20 protein-coding genes and 1 riboswitch are annotated in these 18,171 nt (G+C 37.9%); of the genes, 3 read left to right on the top strand and 17 right to left on the bottom strand.

Annotated elements, in window-relative coordinates; translation table 11 throughout:
* Window positions 1-434: 434 nt before the first annotated feature.
* The 4 genes from HU823_RS09880 to HU823_RS09865 all read right to left on the bottom strand — a co-directional run bounded on the left by HU823_RS09880 (window position 435) and on the right by HU823_RS09865 (window position 2,772).
* Complete coding sequence (locus HU823_RS09880; RefSeq protein WP_197129631.1) at window positions 435-1,349, bottom strand: ATP-binding protein; 915 nt, start codon at window positions 1,347-1,349, stop codon at window positions 435-437.
* A complete protein-coding gene (locus HU823_RS09875; protein WP_197129628.1) occupies window positions 1,255-2,142 on the bottom strand; it encodes a phage replisome organizer N-terminal domain-containing protein in 888 nt (295 codons plus the stop codon). Before HU823_RS09875 ends, HU823_RS09880 begins: the two co-directional genes overlap by 95 nt.
* Window positions 2,143-2,168: 26 nt before the next feature.
* Window positions 2,169-2,432 carry a group-specific protein gene (locus HU823_RS09870; protein ID WP_197130003.1) on the bottom strand — a complete coding sequence of 88 codons (264 nt, stop codon included), beginning with the start codon at window positions 2,430-2,432 and terminating at the stop codon, window positions 2,169-2,171.
* Between the two features lie 82 nt (window positions 2,433-2,514).
* Complete coding sequence (locus HU823_RS09865; RefSeq protein WP_312035278.1) at window positions 2,515-2,772, bottom strand: helix-turn-helix domain-containing protein; 258 nt, start codon at window positions 2,770-2,772, stop codon at window positions 2,515-2,517.
* Window positions 2,773-2,907: 135 nt separating this feature from the next.
* Here HU823_RS09865 and HU823_RS09860 point away from each other — a divergent pair, with 135 nt between their 5' ends.
* The 3 genes from HU823_RS09860 (at window position 2,908) to HU823_RS09850 (ending at window position 5,599) form a co-directional block, all read left to right on the top strand.
* Entirely contained in the window at window positions 2,908-3,303 is a 396-nt protein-coding gene (locus HU823_RS09860) for a helix-turn-helix domain-containing protein (RefSeq protein ID WP_197129622.1), read from the top strand.
* On the top strand, window positions 3,281-4,312 hold the full coding sequence (locus HU823_RS09855; protein WP_197129619.1) for an ImmA/IrrE family metallo-endopeptidase: 1,032 nt from the start codon (window positions 3,281-3,283) through the stop codon (window positions 4,310-4,312). The genes HU823_RS09860 and HU823_RS09855 overlap by 23 nt, the downstream gene beginning before the upstream one ends.
* An 87-nt stretch (window positions 4,313-4,399) precedes the next feature.
* Window positions 4,400-5,599: a tyrosine-type recombinase/integrase gene (locus HU823_RS09850; RefSeq protein WP_197129604.1), complete on the top strand. Its 1,200-nt coding sequence runs from the start codon at window positions 4,400-4,402 to the stop codon at window positions 5,597-5,599.
* 147 nt (window positions 5,600-5,746) lie between these two features.
* On the opposite strand, the gene sufB is transcribed toward HU823_RS09850, so the two are convergent.
* From sufB to sigI, 13 genes are all read right to left on the bottom strand, one after another.
* A complete protein-coding gene (sufB, locus tag HU823_RS09845; RefSeq protein ID WP_137791777.1) occupies window positions 5,747-7,144 on the bottom strand; it encodes a Fe-S cluster assembly protein SufB in 1,398 nt (465 codons plus the stop codon).
* A 54-nt stretch (window positions 7,145-7,198) separates the two neighbouring features.
* The gene (gene sufU / locus HU823_RS09840) at window positions 7,199-7,645 is read right to left on the bottom strand and encodes a Fe-S cluster assembly sulfur transfer protein SufU (RefSeq protein ID WP_197221980.1); all 447 of its coding nucleotides are present in this window, start codon (window positions 7,643-7,645) and stop codon (window positions 7,199-7,201) included.
* Window positions 7,635-8,855 (bottom strand): cysteine desulfurase, encoded by a 1,221-nt coding sequence (locus HU823_RS09835; RefSeq protein ID WP_197221979.1) that lies wholly within the window; start codon window positions 8,853-8,855, stop codon window positions 7,635-7,637. The genes sufU and HU823_RS09835 overlap by 11 nt, the downstream gene beginning before the upstream one ends.
* The gene (gene sufD, locus HU823_RS09830; protein ID WP_144698267.1) at window positions 8,855-10,153 is read right to left on the bottom strand and encodes a Fe-S cluster assembly protein SufD; all 1,299 of its coding nucleotides are present in this window, start codon (window positions 10,151-10,153) and stop codon (window positions 8,855-8,857) included. Before sufD ends, HU823_RS09835 begins: the two co-directional genes overlap by 1 nt.
* A 19-nt stretch (window positions 10,154-10,172) precedes the next feature.
* Window positions 10,173-10,958, bottom strand: coding sequence for a Fe-S cluster assembly ATPase SufC (gene sufC / locus HU823_RS09825; RefSeq protein ID WP_137791773.1), 786 nt, complete (start codon window positions 10,956-10,958; stop codon window positions 10,173-10,175).
* 241 nt (window positions 10,959-11,199) lie between these two features.
* Window positions 11,200-11,340, bottom strand: coding sequence for a hypothetical protein (locus HU823_RS09820; protein ID WP_186320635.1), 141 nt, complete (start codon window positions 11,338-11,340; stop codon window positions 11,200-11,202).
* 276 nt (window positions 11,341-11,616) lie between these two features.
* Entirely contained in the window at window positions 11,617-11,997 is a 381-nt protein-coding gene (locus HU823_RS09815; RefSeq protein ID WP_144698265.1) for a carboxymuconolactone decarboxylase family protein, read from the bottom strand.
* 272 nt (window positions 11,998-12,269) lie between these two features.
* Complete coding sequence (locus HU823_RS09810) at window positions 12,270-13,088, bottom strand: MetQ/NlpA family ABC transporter substrate-binding protein (RefSeq protein WP_197221978.1); 819 nt, start codon at window positions 13,086-13,088, stop codon at window positions 12,270-12,272.
* 29 nt (window positions 13,089-13,117) lie between these two features.
* On the bottom strand, window positions 13,118-13,786 hold the full coding sequence (locus HU823_RS09805; RefSeq protein WP_137791770.1) for a methionine ABC transporter permease: 669 nt from the start codon (window positions 13,784-13,786) through the stop codon (window positions 13,118-13,120).
* Window positions 13,779-14,804 (bottom strand): methionine ABC transporter ATP-binding protein, encoded by a 1,026-nt coding sequence (locus HU823_RS09800; protein ID WP_144698261.1) that lies wholly within the window; start codon window positions 14,802-14,804, stop codon window positions 13,779-13,781. Before HU823_RS09800 ends, HU823_RS09805 begins: the two co-directional genes overlap by 8 nt.
* Window positions 14,805-15,114: 310 nt before the next feature.
* Window positions 15,115-15,245: riboswitch (SAM riboswitch) on the bottom strand.
* A gap of 79 nt (window positions 15,246-15,324) precedes the next feature.
* Window positions 15,325-15,669: a hypothetical protein gene (locus tag HU823_RS09795; protein WP_197221977.1), complete on the bottom strand. Its 345-nt coding sequence runs from the start codon at window positions 15,667-15,669 to the stop codon at window positions 15,325-15,327.
* A 120-nt stretch (window positions 15,670-15,789) separates the two neighbouring features.
* Entirely contained in the window at window positions 15,790-17,058 is a 1,269-nt protein-coding gene (locus HU823_RS09790; protein WP_197221976.1) for an anti-sigma-I factor RsgI family protein, read from the bottom strand.
* A 90-nt stretch (window positions 17,059-17,148) separates the two neighbouring features.
* Complete coding sequence (sigI, locus tag HU823_RS09785; protein ID WP_144698255.1) at window positions 17,149-17,919, bottom strand: RNA polymerase sigma-I factor; 771 nt, start codon at window positions 17,917-17,919, stop codon at window positions 17,149-17,151.
* Between the last annotated feature and the right edge of the window lie 252 nt (window positions 17,920-18,171).

Raw genomic sequence — 18,171 nt, 5'->3', positions numbered from 1 at the left:
TCTCTTGACCTTGAACTTACCCACCTCCTCTACTCAAAAATCACTTCTCTTTAAAATCTATTAAATCCCTAAATTATACTGGAATAATATCACAGTCAAATATATACAACAATAGGACGTCCGCTCTATTTATACATCTGTCTTTCCACCTTGTGCTCCCGTGACCTCACAACACATGATGTTGGTGGTGTGAGGTCACGGGATTTCCACGGCGATAGCCTGGAAAAACAAGGTGGATTTTCCTTACTAGTCAATGGATACGGACGTCCTTCACCTTTAAAATGAAAATCAGGCTGATTTCGCACATTTTAAACACATTTTTAATGACCTTTGGAGAGGAATTTTAGCACAAACCTGTAATGTATTAAAAAACAAGTAAACATTTTTATAAATTATTTAATTATAAAAATAAATGAAATACACACATTTGTTTCCTAGCTTAGTCTCCGGTTCAAAATCTTCTTATCCCCTTTGATGATGACCATATAGTTCCTGCACATCTCATAGAGTCGCGATCCTAACGCTTCGTCCACTGCTTCTATTTCATCCACTGTTAATTCGGATGAAATTAATACTGGCAGATGGTTTAAGTAGCGGTAGTTGATAAGAGCATACATTTTTTCAATCTGCCATTCCGTTGCTCTTGGTCGTCTTAGTTGCCCTACTGGTTTGAATAGATCATCAATGAAGAGTACGTCTACCTTTTTCATCCGAACCATCTTTTCTTCTAGCTTTTCAAAATCGTCTTTTAGATCATCAAAGCCTTCAACATATGGAAAATATAGAACAGATATTTGCATCTTCTTGATTAAATGATTAGCTATAGCAGTCAGAAGATGCGTTTTACCCGCACCTGGTTGTCCGAGCAAGGCAATACTGTTTGTTCTCATTCTCCGGATATCACTAAAGTCTAAGATATATTCCTGGGTACATTGATAAGCATCTTTTATCAATTGATCCTTTCCTTCTGTGATAAAGTTGCTAAAGCTGTTATTACTGAATTCATCTGTGATTTCTGATGACCGAAGAAGTTTTTCAACATTTTTTTGTTTGATGCAGCTGCACCTTTCAGAATAGCTATCATGCCATTCCCATGCATTATCAGGACCACAGACTTTACCAAGATAATAATCAGACTCAGGTACTTTACTGGCAGGAACACAAGATTGTGTACCTGAGTTCCAATGCCATTCTGTATCTTTGTGTACACGATAAAAGATGATCTCTTTGTCTTTACATTTTGTACAATGATAATCATCTAGCCTTTCGGATGCGACCAACCTTTCCGCCGGTAATTGAAAATGCTTTTGACATAGAGATTCGATTATATGGTTCAGACGACTTTCCATTATTAATCTCCTTTCGATGACTTGCAAATTGAATATCCAGGGATTTCACATCATCTAAACTTTGAACATAGCTTTTAACCCATTTTGAAAGTATGCCTCTTGTATATGTCCACGAAGCTTTATCACAAGCAACAGACCTTTTTATTGCCTCTATCACTAGCTCTTCATTCAATACTTTTGTCCAAACATTTATCTCATTTATAATTTTTTGAGATGCCTTTCCTATATGCTTTTGGAAGTATTCATGCACTTTTGTAGTTTTGTTCTCATTCTTTTCTTCTTTCGTGTTCTTAAATGCATTTTCTATATTTATATCTTTATCTATTTCTATATCTAATTCTTTATCTATATCTGTTGCGTTACTATGCGTTACTGTAACGTTACATGTATCGTTACCTGCTTCAAGCTGCTTTTTTTCTCTATGTTTAGCCACACGATTTCGTGTCTGCTGCCTAATCTTATCAAGCCCTTCGACATTTTGATGCTTCTCCCAGTTACTGATAGCGATAAAGTTTTCATGACTGATTTCAATCATCCCAAAGTCTTCAAATGTCTTTAGTGCAAGTCTGACAATATTCAGCGGACGATTAAAAATGGTAGCCAGCATTTCATCTGTATAGGGAATGTTTTCGTTCAAGTAGATGTAACCATTGGCGTTTGTTTTTCCGGCTTGAGACAAAAGCTTTATCCAGATGATCAGAAGCATATCAGATTCAGGCATGTTCTCAATCAACCGGATCTTTTCATCCTCAAACATGTTCGTACTAAGTTTGATCCACTTCACTTCAGCCATTTTGAATCACTCCTTATTCAAATGATTTATCTTAATTGTAATAACCACTTGTTCAGGAATTTTTTCGTTTCCGCTGCTGGAAAATACCACTTCCCACCAACTTTGATTTTTGGAAATTCATTCTCATAAAAGAAATTATTAAGAATGGTATTCCAGCTCATACATGTTCGCCTTTTTAGTTCTTTTGTATCCCAATACACCAACTCAGTATCAAGCTTCTCCATTCTTTTTTCGATTGCATCGTAATACATTTCTTTGATTGCTTCCTCATCAACTTGTACTTCTAACAACTTAGGGGATCTTTCTAACTGCATAATACGATTTGACATTTAGAATCCTCCTCTTTTCAAAAGTCAGCTCCTGTTGAGGTAATCAAATGGAACGTTTATAATAATGACAATACGATTCTTTAACAAACCTTTTAACATTAACGTCAGCTAAATCCGGAAATAAATACTCAGGAGTTGTATTTAAGTAATTCGATAACTTAAATAATAGTTTTGCGTCAGGATTACCTCTGCCACTTTCAATATTTCTAATATGGCTTTCGCTAACATTAAGATCTATAGATAATTGGCGTTGGGAAATATTAAGCTTTTGGCGTAGTGATCGAAAACGTAATCGGCGCACATTAGCGTTCTCCAAAATATCACCTCATTTCATTTTGTGTTTTTAAATGACACTTAAAGCTTAACACGTCATTTAAAAGCGTGTCAATATATAAAACGTCATTTAAATAAACTTTTTTTAGTTGGGGGTATACTTATGAATGAAGAAAGAAAAAAAGTGATTGGATTACGAATTAAAAAGTGTAGGCAGGATAATAAGTTGTCACAGGAAGAGCTTGCACAGAAATTGGATATGAAGAGATCAAACGTAGCAAATTATGAAGCCGGAAGAGTAGTACCTCCTGGTAGTGCGTTGCTGGAGATGTCCGAAATCTTTAATGTAACAACGGACTATTTGCTGGGAAGTACAAATGATCCTTATTCAAAATTCTCATTAGAAGACAATGATTTAAAACAGATTCAAAGACAACGAAACAAACTTACCGGTAAGGACAGAGAAAGATTTGAAAATATGATAAAAATGTTAAAGCTTTCATTTCTAGACACTGAAAATGAAGAAGGTGATGAATTTGACGAAGAAGACGACCTATAAAGCCGACTTCGTTAAAGCACAGAAATCTGCAGATAATGTCTTAAAGAATAGTACTATAAAAGAGTTGCCTGTTCGGGTGAAACAAATCGTGAACAGTTTCCCAAATCTCAAAATAAGAACTTATTCTTGGTTTGCAAAAAAGAGAGGATTTTCACATAAAGAAGTTTGTAATCTCGTAAACAGTCATGAAGGATGCTGTTTATATTATGAATCCTTAGATGAGTATTTGATTTTATACAACGATAAGATACCTAGTAAGGGCAGAAAAAGATGGACTCTTGCCCATGAACTTGGACATTATGTCATGAATCATAACAAAATCAGCAATAATTCTTCCTTGGCTAGAAGTTCACTTACAGAAGATGAATACAACGAATTTGAAAGTGAAGCAAACTGCTTCGCAAGAGAACTATTAGCCCCTCCTCCAGTCTTAAACGAACTAAAGATCAATGACCCAAATGACATTTCTAATTTATGCGACATATCAAGTGAGGCTTCTATAAATGTATATAAGTTTATAAAGCAAGGTGCTCAATTTGGTATCAAGTATTCTCCAAGCCATCCTGTTATCCAATTATTTCAAGAATTCATTTTTAAGATTAAGAATACTCAACGATGCATGAGCTGTAATTATCTCTTTTCAAATGCTCAAGCAGTCTTTTGTCCAAGCTGCAACAGCAATAATCTAAGAAAGGAAGAAAATATTTACCGTAGTGATTTGAAGAATACGGCAATTATAACAAGTCAAAATTTGAACAAGACTCATAATGTGTGCCCTAATTGCGAAAATGGAGATTTACCTTCAGGTTCAAATTACTGCAATAAATGCGGTGTTTATTTAGTAAACAAGTGTTCTGGGTATGCTTATGAAGATTCACACATGAATATTAAATGGCATGATTTCCATGGAGGTTGTGGTGAATTACTTCATAAGACATCTCGTTATTGTCACAGATGCGGTTCATCCTCTACATACTTTGCAGATGGGTTATTAAAAATAGAGAATTAATCATAAAAATTAATTGCTTATTAAAAGCAAATTTTATTATTAATCAGGTCTTGTTCAGAGCAAAAATAGAATAAAGGAGATACATGAATGGCTAATTTCCGAAAATTAAGCAGCGGCATGTGGCAAGCACGTGTTTTTAAAGATGGAAAAGTAATGAGTATTGGGACTTTTCGTACCAAAAAAGAAGCCCAAATAGAGGCAAATGCTGTAGAAGAAAAAATTTATTATGGTCACACACTAAATGACAGGGATTTAATGTTTGATGACGTTGTACATGAATGGTTATATAATCATAAAAAATCCTCTGTTAAAGATTCTACTTTTCGACAATTAGAAATCATCGTAAGAATACACATACTCCCTTACTTCGGGAATAAAAAGTTAATTCGAATTAAAAGACCTGAGATTAAGAGATGGATGAATCATTATGCTGAGCTCAAAGATGAAAGCGGACATGAGGTTTACTCCTATGGATCTCGATTAAAATATTTATCAGTACTCAAAAGCATATTCCATTATTCGGTTCACGATATGGAGATATTAGATAAAAATCCAACGAACAAATTGAAAATACCAGTTAAAGATAAAATACAAATTCATAAAGATATTAAATATTATTCTTTAGGTGAGTTACATCGATTACTTGACTTTATGGAAACTTATCAGCATCAAAGGTATCAGGAGTATCGTCTGTACTTTATGCTAATTTATTTACTAAGCCAAACCGGATTAAGAATAAGCGAAGCACTCGCCTTACAATGGACTGACCTTAAGGGTGATAAATTAACGATTGAAAGACAAACTAGCCGTGATGATAACAATAACGCAATGATAACTTCTCTTAAGAATTCATCCTCATATAGAACAATTAAACTTGATGAAAGTTTAGTAGCTGAACTTAAAAAGTTCAAGCTGTTACAAAACCAGATGATTTTACAACACACTCAATTCAAACGCAATAACGACGGAATTATATTCCAAAATTTTCTTGGAAGGTATCTTACACCCTCTATAATACGTGAGACATTTCAGGGGTATTGCACAAAAGCAAATGTCAGTTACAAAGGTACACATGTTTTCAGGCATACACATGCTGTTTTATTACTTGAAGCTGGAGCAAGTATTAAATATGTTTCGCAGCGCCTCGGACATCAAACGATAAAGACGACAGCTGATATTTATTTAGATGTTACGGACAAAATTGAAGCAGATGAACTAAATAAATTCTCAGTTTATACAAAGAGAAATAAAACCACACAAAAAAGAAACGATCCATTCTCTACGTAAAAGACCTTGGTATAAATAAAATAATCCAGGTCTTTTTTAAAACTTAAAAAGCAAAAAAAATTTCGAGTTGGCACAAAGTTGGCACGACATTAATTTACACATAAAAAAGCCTTGGTATATTGCTTATATACCAAGGCTTTTCATCATTTATCCGATTGAACCTTCCATCTCAAACTTGATCAGACGGTTCATCTCTACTGCATATTCCATCGGAAGTTCTTTCGTAAACGGCTCGATGAAGCCCATTACGATCATTTCCGTTGCTTCTTGTTCAGAAACACCACGGCTCATGAGGTAGAACAACTGATCTTCGGAAACTTTGGATACAGTAGCTTCATGCTCTAATGTGATGTTGTTGTTAAGGATCTCGTTGTAAGGAATCGTATCTGAAGTGGATTGGTTATCCATGATCAGTGTATCACACTTGATGTTGGATTTAGATCCGTCAGATTTACGTCCGAAGTGAGCGATACCACGGTATGTTACTTTACCACCGTGCTTAGAGATCGACTTCGAAACGATTGTAGAAGAACAATCTGGTGCTAAGTGCAATACTTTTGCTCCAGCATCTTGGTGCTGTCCTTTACCAGCGATCGCGATAGAAAGGATCGTACCTTTCGCACCGCGGCCTTTCATAATAACAGCCGGATATTTCATCGTTAGACGAGATCCGATGTTTCCATCTACCCATTCCATCGTTGCGTTCTCTTCAGCTACAGCACGTTTTGTAACAAGGTTGTAGATGTTGTTTGCCCAGTTTTGAATCGTTGTATAACGGCAGTAAGCGTTCTTTTTAACGATGATCTCTACAACCGCACTATGAAGTGAGTTTGTAGAATATACTGGAGCCGTACATCCTTCTACGTAGTGTACAGAGCTATCTTCATCAGCAATGATCAGCGTACGTTCGAACTGACCCATGTTTTCAGAGTTAATTCGGAAGTATGCTTGAAGTGGAGTATCACATTTAACGCCTTTTGGTACGTAAATGAAAGATCCACCAGACCATACCGCAGAGTTAAGTGCTGAGAACTTATTATCAGTTGGCGGAATGATCGTTCCAAAATGCTCACGGAAAATCTCTTCGTGCTCTTTTAAAGCTGTATCCGTATCTGTGAAAAGAATTCCTAAGTCAGAAAGGTCTTCTTTCATGTTGTGGTAAACAACCTCTGATTCGTACTGTGCAGAAACACCTGCAAGGTATTTTTGTTCAGCTTCTGGAATTCCTAGCTTGTCAAAAGTCGCTTTAATTTCAGCAGGCACTTCATCCCAAGACTTCTCAGATTTCTCAGATGGCTTAACATAATACGTAATATCATCAAAGTTTAAGTCCTTCATGTCTCCGCCCCATTGTGGCATTGGCATCTTATAGAACTGCTCTAATGACTTCAAACGGAATTCAAGCATCCATTCAGGCTCGTTCTTCATGCGAGAGATCTCTTCTACGATCTCTTTTGTTAACCCACGCTTCGATCTGAAAATGGAAACGTCTTTATCTCTAAAACCATATTTATATTCGCCGATATCCGGCATTTTCTTAGCCATTACAGAATCCCTCCTTACTGGATTGGCACTCTATTACTCAAAATCAAAAGGAACTTATTCTTCCTCTTCCTCAGGCTTTCCTACTCCTTGCTCCATCGCCTTCCACGCAAGTGTGGCACATTTGATGCGAGCCGGGAACTTGGAAACGCCAGAAAGAGCTTCGATGTCACCTAGGTCATAGGATTCATCATCATAGTCGTTCCCTAACATCATATCATAAAAAATCTTTGCAAGCTTTACAGCATCTTCGACAGGAAGACCTTTAACAGCCTGTGTCATCATAGAAGCTGATGCTAAACTAATCGAACACCCTTCACCATCGAACTTAGCCGATTCAATCTTTCCATCTTCTACTTTTAAAGTAAGCTGGATGCGATCGCCGCATGTTGGGTTGTTCATATTAATCGTCAGGGCATTATCCTCAATAACCCCTTTATTGCGCGGGTTTTTGTAATGATCCATGATGACCTGACGGTATAGCTGATCTAAATTAGAAGACATGACCGAAATACTCCTTTGCTGTTGTTAAGCCTTTAAGAAAAGCATCGATGTCATCTTCAGTGTTATACAGGTAGAAGCTAGCACGCGCTGTTGCTGTAACATCTAACCATTTCATGAGCGGCTGTGCACAGTGATGGCCTGCACGAACAGCAATTCCCTCAGAATCAAGAACAGTAGCTACATCATGCGGATGAACATCATCTAAGTTGAACGTTACAAGTCCTGCTCGTTCTTTAGGACCAAAAATCGTAACACCATCTAACTCTGAAAGACGCTCCATCGCATAATTAGCAAGTACATGTTCATGTTTTAAAACGTTATCTAGACCGATGTCCTCTAAGAAGTCAATCGCTGCACCTAGACCGATCGCACCTGCGATGATCGGTGTACCACCCTCAAACTTCCAAGGCAGCTCTTTCCACGTTGATTCTTGCAGTCCAACAAAATCAATCATCTCTCCACCGAACTCAACAGGATCCATCTTGTTTAGGAGTGCTTTTTTTCCATAGAGCACGCCAATGCCTGTAGGTCCACACATTTTATGTGCTGAAAAGGCAAAGAAATCACAATCGAGATCTTGAACGTCTACTTTCATGTGAGGGGCGCTCTGTGCGCCATCCACTACCATAACAGCTCCGTTCTTATGTGCGATTGCTGCGATCTCTTTGATCGGGTTGATCGTTCCTAATACGTTCGATACCTGCATAACTGAGACGATCTTAGTATGCTCTGTAACTGTATTTTCAACATCCACAAGATCAATCGTGCCATCAGGCTGTAAAGGAATGTACTTAAGCGTTGCACCAGTGGTTTTCGCCACTTGCTGCCATGGAATAATATTGCTGTGATGCTCCATTGGAGTAATCACAATCTCATCACCTTCTGAAAGGTTAGACATACCATAGCTTCTTGCTACCGTATTGATCGCTGTTGTTGTACCACGTGTAAAGATAATCTCCTGAGTGGATTTAGCACCGATAAAACGGCGTACCTTTTCACGTGCTCCTTCATAACCATCTGTAGCACGAGTTCCAAGTGTATGAACACCACGGTGAACATTCGAGTTGTACTCTTTATAATACTTATCTAAAGCTTCAATAACTTGTATAGGTTTTTGTGAAGTGGCTGCACTGTCAAGGTAAACGAGAGGTTTGCCGTTAACTTCCTGATCCAGGATAGGAAACAGCTTTCTCCATTCGTTTGCACTCATTAGCGCACTTTCCTTTCAATAACCTCGACTAAACGATTTTTAACAGATTCTAAAGGCATCTGACTAACTACTGGTGCTAAGAACCCATGAATGATCAAACGTTCAGCTTCAGCTTTCGAAATACCACGGCTCATCAGATAGAACATTTGAAGAGGATCGATTCTTCCTACTGAAGCAGCATGACCTGCTGTAACATCATCTTCATCGATCAAAAGAATCGGGTTCGCATCACCACGTGCTTTTTCACTTAACATGAGTACACGTTCTGTTTGTTCACCATGAGACTTTGTAGCGCCGTGCTCAATTTTTGTAATACCGTTAAAAATAGAGCTCGCATTATCTTTCATTACCCCATGTGTAAGGATATAACCTTCAGAATGTTTTCCGTGGTTAAAGATTTGTGCTACGAAGTTTTGCTTTTGATCACCGCGGCCGATTGTAACAGTCTTTGTATCTGTAAAAGATCCATCACCAATCAAGTGAGTGGTGTTGTCAGAAACCGTATTTCCGTCGTTAAACTGACCAAGCGCCCACTCGATGCGAGCATCTTTCTCAGCACGGCCTCGGCGGTTCACGTATGTTGTCATTCCTTTTGCAAGGTTATCTACAGCACCGTAAACGACTTTTGCACCACTTCCAGCAAACACTTCAGAAACGATGTTTGCTACTGAGTCTGTAGAATCATTCGTTGATAGGTAGTTTTCTACATACGTTACTGAGCTGTTATCTTCTGCAGCAACGATAACGTGGTTGAAGATCGCTGCTTCATCGTCTTGATAATACACAGCTTGGATTGGAGCAGAAAGTTCAACGTTCTTTGGAACATAAAGAAATGCTCCATTAACGAAAAGTGCTGCATGCAGTGCTGGTAAACGGTTCTCATCAACCGCAACAGCTTTCATAAAGTACTTTTTCACTAGATCTTCATGCTCTTTTGCAGCTGTTAGAAGGTCTGTATAAATAACACCTTGATCCTTTACAGACTCTTCAAGTGCAAAATAAACTGGTGTTCCATTATGGATTACAAGAACATTTTTCGCTTCTTCTTCAGAACCGATCAATGCCTTAACATCTTCAGGAAGTTCATTGAACGCAACAGGAGTGCCAGTTGCTTCATGTTTGAATTCTGTGAAGTTCCATTTATCGATCTTTGTTTTGTCCGGTTTAGGCATCGGAAGCTCTTGAGCTAATTCCAATGCTTGCAAACGAAGTTCCTGCAGCCAAGCGGGTTCCTGTCTGCTGTTTGAAAAACCGGTTACGTAGTCCTTATCAAATCTTAGGCTCGTATCAACTGACATGTATAGTCCCCCTTAATGCTTACGCTTCTTGACCAACAGTTTCGTCTTTAATTCCTAACTCTTCTTTAATCCAGTCATACCCTTCAGCTTCTAGACGTTGAGCTAATTCAGGGCCGCCAGATTTTACAATACGTCCTTGCATCATCACGTGTACTTTATCTGGAGTGATGTAATTCAATAAACGCTGGTAGTGAGTGATGATTAAGCAACCGAAATCAGGGTTGCGCATTTCGTTAACACCTTTTGCAACTACTTTAAGAGCATCGATATCAAGTCCTGAATCGATCTCATCAAGGATTGCTAATTTAGGCTCAAGCATCATCATTTGCAGGATCTCATTACGTTTCTTTTCTCCACCTGAGAACCCTTCGTTTAAGTAACGGTGAGCGAACGCATTGTCCATCTCAAGATGATCCATCTTTTTATCTAACTCACGGATAAATTTCATTAGAGAAATTTCGTCGCCTTCTTCACGCTTAGCATTGATAGCAGAACGTAGGAAGTCAGCGTTCGTAATACCGCTTACTTCTGATGGGTACTGCATAGCTAAGAAAAGACCAGCTTGCGCACGCTCATCAACTTCCATATCTAAAAGATCTTCTCCGTTGAACGTAACTTTACCAGAAGTTACTTCATATTTCGGGTGTCCCATTAACGCTGCAGAAAGAGTAGACTTTCCTGTTCCGTTAGGTCCCATGATCGCATGGATTTCTCCACCATTTATTTCGAGATCTAAACCTTTAATAATCTCTTTATCTTCAATAGACACACGAAGATCTTCAATCTTTAAATTAGGTGCTGACATAATACAACCTCCATTAAGAAATCATTCTCAAGATTTTGATAAAAGGCACAAAATAGCCATTCTCAATTTATTCTCATTCTAATCTTATAACAAATGAAATGTATGTTCAAGGGAACGAGCTGTTTACTTTTCCATTGTTGTCATAATATCTGATCATCAGTCTTCGTATTTGAAAAAAGGCTGACTCATGAGGCAGTAAACCACCTTATGAATCAGCCTTTTGTAATTTTAAGTTCATATGTTACGGCGTATGGTTTCTATTTGCATCTGCCGCTATTTCTAATCCTTTTTTGTATTCCTTATCTCGGACCTTCTCAACGTCTAACCTTTTTTCCAAATCCCTCTCATACTCTGCAAAACCACAGCCATGTGACTGGTGCATTGCTTTTTCCATCTCGGACGTATGTTTTACTTTAATGGGGTGGATAATGAATCAATCCTTTCAAAGTTAAAGTTATTTACTAATGTTAGCGTATCAGCAACACATATTTTGCTCAATCCGTTATCCGAGTGAATTCACCCTGCATACACGTGCATAATGATTCCTATTGAAAACAGATGTGACATTCTATGTTATCCTGCTAAATGCGCTACATTACTTCCATTACCTTCTTAGGATGATTTCAAAACATGAAAAGTGTGGAAATTAGACATTCCATTAATGACGAGGTTTATTTAGTTCCTTAATGCACTCTTGAACGAGGGTTACACCTTGACTCATAGCGGCTCCACCACCAAATGCAGCAGAAACTCCTATAGCCTCAAGAATTTCATTTTCTGAACACCCTTGATCTAAACATCCTTTTGTATGATAGATGATGCAGTACTCATCTTGCGAATAGATGCTGATACCTAACGCGATCAACTGCTTATACTTCTCTGAAATCTCGCCCTCTTTAAAACAATGGCGGGTAAATTCATTATAAGCATGGGTAAGTTCGGGCATATTCTCATTATATTTCCCTAAACCTTCTTTATAGCGGATTAGGTGATATTGCGTTGAGTTCGATCCTGGTAACGGCTGCTCTTCTTGTTTCATTTCATTCACTCCTGTCAAAATAGTAAACAGGTTTAGTATGAGTTATTCAGAAGCCGGTTATGTAATAAACATTCGTAAGTTTTTTGTCGAAAAGCCTATAAGTGATTTTAAAGGACTATAAAAAAATTTGTACGCCTATAAATAAAGTTTAAAGGTCTAGAAAAGGAATTGCATGGTCTATAAGTTAGTTTGAAGGACTATAAAGTTTTGTTGATCAATATTTACTCAAAAAAAGAACTGACTTTAACATCAAAGTCAGTTCTCTTAAAGAATTATTTCGTTACCGGCACAACCGCACCTTCATATTTCTTCTTGATGAAATCTTGAATCTCTTTGGAACGAAGAGCTTCTACTAGCGCTTTAACAGATTTCTTGTCTTTATCTCCTTCACGTACTGCGATAATGTTTACGAATGGAGAGTCAGATCCTTCTAATGCGATCGCATCTTTTTGAGGATTTAATCCAGCATCGATAGCGTAGTTTGTGTTGATTAGAACCGCATCGCCTTCACCGTTCTTATATGCTTTTGGAAGCATCCCAGCATCAACGTCTGCTTTAAATTTAAGCTTCTTAGGATTTTCAACAACATCTTTAATCTGTGCCTCTGCTCCGGCACCTTCTTTCACTTTGATCAAGCCTTCTTTTTCAAGTAAGCCAAGCATACGGCCGTGATCTGCTACAGAGTTAGACATGATGATCGTTGCGCCTTCAGGCAGTTCATCCAGTGATTTGTATTTTTTAGAATAGATACCAATCGGCTCAAGGTGGATGCCACCCGCGTTCTCGAATTTGTATCCATGGTCTTTCATTTGAGACTCTAGATATGGAACGTGCTGAAAGTAGTTGGCACCGATTTCTTTTTCATCTAAAGATTTGTTCGGCAATACATAATCTTGAAACGTTTTAATCTCAAGTTCAATTCCTTTTTCTTTCAAAAGAGGTTTTGCTTCTTCTAGGATTTCAGCATGTGGTACGTTCGATGCACCTACTACGATCTTCTCGTCGCTGATTCCGCCTTCTGTTTTGTTTCCGCAAGCAGCAAGTGCTGCAACAAGAACGGTTAATAAAAGAACAGATAATACTTTTTTCATATGAACTTCCTCCTTGATGTTAAAAACAATTATCTCTTATCTAACGAAGTTGTGATTCGATCACCGATCCACTGGATGACAAAGACGATAACTAAGATGAGTGCTGTAGAAATCAACGTAACATCCGCGTTGTCTCTTTGATAACCTTCCATGTAAGCCAAGTTTCCTAAGCCTCCAGCACCAACAACTCCAGCCATTGCCGTATAACTGACTAGTGCGATGGCAGTAACAGTAATTCCTGAAACAAGAGCCGGCGTACTTTCTGGAATAAGAACTTTAAAGATAATCTGAGCGTTTGTAGCACCCATTGATTTCGCTGCTTCGATTACCCCTTTATTAATCTCTCTCAAAGCGATCTCTACCATACGTGCATAAAATGGTGCAGCACCTACTATAAGAGCAGGTAGAGCTGCTTCAGCGCCTAACATCGTTCCTACGATCAAGCGTGTAAATGGAATCAATAAGATGATCAAGATAATAAACGGAATCGATCGAAATACGTTAACGATTATGGCAATGACACTATTTAAGAACTTATTTCCCCACAGGTTTCCAGGAGACGTTAAAAATAACGCCAAACCAAGGGCTAGCCCTAGAAAAAATGTAATGACTACTGAGATAGCAGACATATACAATGTTTCTTTTGTCGCTTCTAATAGAACGTCCCACTGTACGTTTGGGAACCATGTACTAAGCATTATGAATCACCTCTACTTCAACCTGCACACTGTTTAAGAACTCCATAGCACGAGCTAGTGCAGATTCTGTACCTTTTATCTGAATAAACAACGTCCCGTAAGGTCCATTCTGAGTTTGTGTAATCTTTCCTTGAAGAATATTAACATCCACTTCATACTTACGAATCAGTTCCGTAATTAATGGTTGACCTGCTCGTCCACCTATAAAAGTCAGCTGAACGATTCGTCCCTCAGGAAATTCAGAAATGAATTGTTTAATCGTATCTACTGTTTCTTCAGGTTCTGTTACTTGTTTCACAAAATCCTTCGTGATTGGTTCTGTCGGGTTCTTGAAGACATTTAATACATCGCCTTCTTCTACGACTCTCCCCTGTTCCATTACAGCAACACGGTGACAGATTTTTCTGATCACGTGCATCTCATGTGTAATAAGAACGATTGTCAGATCTAACTTTTGATTGATCTCAACCAGCAGATCCAGGATGCTGTCGGTTGTTTTAGGATCGAGTGCTGAAGTTGCTTCATCACATAAGAGTACTTTCGGCTCATTAGCAAGGGCACGCGCAATACCTACACGCTGCTTTTGTCCACCACTTAGCTGTGACGGATAGGAACCACCACGACCTTCCAATCCAACAAGGTCGATCAACTCATCAACGCGTTGTTTGATCTTAGCTTTTGGATAACCCGCTATTTCAAGAGGAAACGCAATGTTTTCTCTAACTGTGCGAGACCATAACAAGTTAAAGTGTTGAAAGATCATTGAGATTTCTTGTCTTGCCTCTCTTAATTTTTTCGGTGACAGTTCAGACATGTTTTTGCCGCCGATCGTAACCGTACCGCTAGTCGGACGCTCTAGCATGTTAAGGATTCGAATCAGTGTGCTTTTACCTGCACCACTATAACCGATGATTCCGTATATTTCTCCTTGCTTTATGTTTAAATCTACCGTATCAACAGCCTTTACTTCACCATCTTTGGTTTGAAAGACTTTTCGGACTGACTGTAAATTAATCAAGATTCTTACCTCATTTCTTATCTAAAATAATGCTTTCTTTCTAGTAATCAGAGTTGTTCTTGAAGTGGCTGATTTCCGTTTCAGGTCACTCGCTTTCCGGGGGGCGTGCGGTGAGCCACACTGTGCTTCGCTCTTTAGGTGTCTCACCTGTCCCGCTGATCCCCCAGGAGTCTCGCACCTTACACTACAATCAGCTTTTCAAAGATGATGTAGAGAATACCCAAAAGGAATTCTTTTAAAAACAACCAAACAAAAAATGCCTCTCTGCTTCAATATGAGCAGAAAGGCATATTATATTCTATGCACGTTCTCCTCATCTCCCAAGACTACTTAAAGCCTTGCAGGAATTGGCACCTTTCTAGTTCATCATTCATAAGAATGCAATGATCTAGCGGTTGCCGGGTTTCATAGGGCCAGTCCCTCCACCTCTCGTGATAAGTAAAAAAGTGTTACTTTATTAAGTTAAAGCGATGCTTATTTGAATCACTGTGAAGAATATTATCATCCTTGTCGATTCGTGTCAAATATTTTTAGCAGTTCGAACTAATACGCCCGCAGAGATCTCTTCCCAATGGGAACTCAAGTAAAAAATGGCTTCCCATTTTAAGCGTTGTCTTAGTGTACCTTGAAACTCGATCATCTCTTGTCTCAATAATGTGCTTAGCTTCATTTTTCCTTCAAGCAGCATGGATAGATATTTCGGATTCCCTGTAAACGTTACTGTTCTGTTCCTCTCTCCTTCTCTATATTCAATTTTCAGCGTGGTCTCGTCCTTACACTTAAAGCTAGGCTTAACAGGAATATTATAAAGAGAAAGATATGGACTTTTGGCGATTTGACTTTCGAAGTAACGAATATCCAACATTAAAAATCCCCCCGAATTGGTTGTTACTTCACCGATTCTAGAGGAATATTCATATACCTTTATAAACCCTTCGACAGCTACAATAAATCGTAACTGCTTTTACGACAGGTTATTTCATAATTAGTGCATATGTTTCTTTTCTTGCTTCTCATCATGCTTTTTCTTGGAATGTCTTTGATCATCTTTATGATGTCTTTCATTATCCCATTGGTGTCTCTGATTATCTTGCTTACGATCATATTCGTTCTTTTCTCTGTTGTGGTTCTGATCTTTATTGTGATTTTGGTCTCTATTGTGATTCTGATCTTGTATTTTGTTTTCTTTTTTGTGTTCTTTTGGATGGTTAGACTTCCTATCCTTTTCTTGAGGCCTGACAGGTTCCTTCATCGTCTTCGGTTCTACCCTTTGCTCTTTTTGTTGCTTATGTTCTTTTTTCTTAATAACCTTATTTCTTTTTTCTCGCGCTTCATTATTATGTTTATCATTCAAATGCTTTTTAGGCTTAACAAAGTTTTCTTGAGGTGGATTAGCCGAGCTGCGGTTATCTAATTTTTTCCCGTGATTATTTACAGGCTTAGCCTTGACCTCATGTGGTGCAACCTTTATTTTCCGAGGATGTGGAACGGATTTAATGTCCTTAGAAGAAGTCGCATTCACTTTGAGTTCTTGAAATTTCACTTCTTTAATTCTTTCTTCTTTAAGGTGTTTATCGTTCTTTGTTGCTTCTTGGAAGGCTGTATATTTACCAGATGATACACCTAATTGTTTGGCTTTATCTCGTACTTCTTCGTTTGTTTCAGAAACAGTAATGGCTACAGGATACTGAACAACCGCTTTCTTAACGATAGAATTCAACGCATGATCTAGTTCCTGCTTTGTTTTATTATCACTTGTTTTATCAGTAACAGTAGTTATCAGCATGGATTGATTCTCTTCCATATATCCTTCTGTCTGATAGGCTTTGATCAGTTGATCTGCAAATACTTCAAACGGCATACGATCATCAGTAGAAAAATTATATTTCTTTATGATCTGTTTTGCTTCATCGTTAAAAGCATCCATTTCAACGACTCTCATTTCATCATCAACGCCAACCTCAAGGCTGGGATTGATATCAAAACTAACATAAGCAGCCGCAGCAGAATGACTGCTATTATGCATTAGACCTGAAAGAAAAAGAAAGGCAATTAATACTGCGACTGAAAACGAAATGGATGGCAACACAAAAAGACTTCTTTTTTTGCTTGAAAAATAAGAAGCCTGGTACTCATTTCCTACAAGAGGTCTTTTTCCTGCTGGTACTCTTACTGTAACGAAGGTTCCGTCCTTCATAAGAAGAGTTGCTTTTTTATTCTGAACTTCAATAACGATGCCGCTGCCGTTCTTCAATGGTATCCCTCCCGCATGTAGCAGGATCAGTATAAATTACAGGCAAGAGAACATCCCATTCCCTTGCCAAGTAACCTTATTTACCTCACCTTATGGCTGAATGTATGATTTCAGCGCTTGAAAATCGCCTAAATATATAAGTGAAACTGCTATTATATACTTTCGATTTCTCTCTATGGTTTTACGACTACAGGATACCATATTTAATAAATCTTTTATTGGTAATTGCTTTTTTTCTTTTAAGAACGCGGCAAGTTCTTCATTCTCAGCTAAAAGACGAGCAATCTCTTTCGCATTTTCACGTGCATCTACATGTTTTGGACAGTGTTTACTTAGAACTTTAAAATTTAATCCGAAAGTCTTTAATAACTTTTGGTACTCTTCGATCTCATAAACACGATTCTCAACTTGAATCTGGTCTTCAAAATGATCCATTGCAGCTTTTTGCTCTGCGTAACTTTCTTCTAAACGGCCTTCTTCATCCTCTTCATCCGGTTGTAGAAAGATCAGTCTGTTCTGACGGACTTCTTTACGGATATAATCGATGACTCTGCGTCTAATAACCATATCAGCAAAAGACAAGAAACGGCTGCCTTGCCCTTCTTGGTATTGATCAATCGCTTCGTTGAAAGCAAAAAGACCTACACTAAACTCGTCCATCGTACGATCTATATATTGACTGCACACTTTAGAAGTTACTTTTTTAATGAATGGTTGGTAATCACCAATAAGTTCATTTCTAAGTTTCTCATCGTCTTTTTCTTGAATCGTTAGAACTTTATCTTCAATGCTTGTTAATTTATTGCTCGATAATTTATTTTTTGCAATCGGGAATACTGCATTTAAATTTAAAGATGCCATGATTATCAATCACCTCGGTTTAAAAATTGCTTTGCATTTTGTTTCGATTATTAGTGCATCGTATATTTTTATTTTAAAAATAAAATCATTCTTATTTACCACAATAAGCTAGGGAGCAAACATGCAAACAAGCTCTCCTATTCATTTATACCATGACTTTTGACATTTGTAGGATACAGTTCTATAACAATATTACAACACCCGTAACATTTGTGACGTTATCGTTAAAGTACTGAATTGGCAAAACAAACT

The organism is Fictibacillus sp. 18YEL24, assembly GCF_015903855.1.
Lineage (GTDB): Bacteria > Bacillota > Bacilli > Bacillales > Fictibacillaceae > Fictibacillus > Fictibacillus phosphorivorans_C.
The sequence above is the reverse complement of the archived record's forward strand: the minus strand, read 5'-3'. Positions and strand labels throughout refer to the sequence as shown.

Coding starts and splice junctions, on each gene's coding strand:
- HU823_RS09820 (WP_186320635.1), bottom strand. CDS start 11,340: ATGCACCAGTCACATGGCTGTGGTTTTGCAGAGTATGAGAGGGATTTG.
- sufD (WP_144698267.1), bottom strand. CDS start 10,153: ATGTCAGTTGATACGAGCCTAAGATTTGATAAGGACTACGTAACCGGT.
- HU823_RS09805 (WP_137791770.1), bottom strand. CDS start 13,786: ATGCTTAGTACATGGTTCCCAAACGTACAGTGGGACGTTCTATTAGAA.
- HU823_RS09875 (WP_197129628.1), bottom strand. CDS start 2,142: ATGGCTGAAGTGAAGTGGATCAAACTTAGTACGAACATGTTTGAGGAT.
- sufC (WP_137791773.1), bottom strand. CDS start 10,958: ATGTCAGCACCTAATTTAAAGATTGAAGATCTTCGTGTGTCTATTGAA.
- sufB (WP_137791777.1), bottom strand. CDS start 7,144: ATGGCTAAGAAAATGCCGGATATCGGCGAATATAAATATGGTTTTAGA.
- HU823_RS09835 (WP_197221979.1), bottom strand. CDS start 8,855: ATGAGTGCAAACGAATGGAGAAAGCTGTTTCCTATCCTGGATCAGGAA.
- HU823_RS09880 (WP_197129631.1), bottom strand. CDS start 1,349: ATGGAAAGTCGTCTGAACCATATAATCGAATCTCTATGTCAAAAGCAT.
- sigI (WP_144698255.1), bottom strand. CDS start 17,919: ATGGCATCTTTAAATTTAAATGCAGTATTCCCGATTGCAAAAAATAAA.
- sufU (WP_197221980.1), bottom strand. CDS start 7,645: ATGTCTTCTAATTTAGATCAGCTATACCGTCAGGTCATCATGGATCAT.
- HU823_RS09795 (WP_197221977.1), bottom strand. CDS start 15,669: ATGTTGGATATTCGTTACTTCGAAAGTCAAATCGCCAAAAGTCCATAT.
- HU823_RS09860 (WP_197129622.1), top strand. CDS start 2,908: ATGAATGAAGAAAGAAAAAAAGTGATTGGATTACGAATTAAAAAGTGT.
- HU823_RS09815 (WP_144698265.1), bottom strand. CDS start 11,997: ATGAAACAAGAAGAGCAGCCGTTACCAGGATCGAACTCAACGCAATAT.
- HU823_RS09850 (WP_197129604.1), top strand. CDS start 4,400: ATGGCTAATTTCCGAAAATTAAGCAGCGGCATGTGGCAAGCACGTGTT.
- HU823_RS09810 (WP_197221978.1), bottom strand. CDS start 13,088: ATGAAAAAAGTATTATCTGTTCTTTTATTAACCGTTCTTGTTGCAGCA.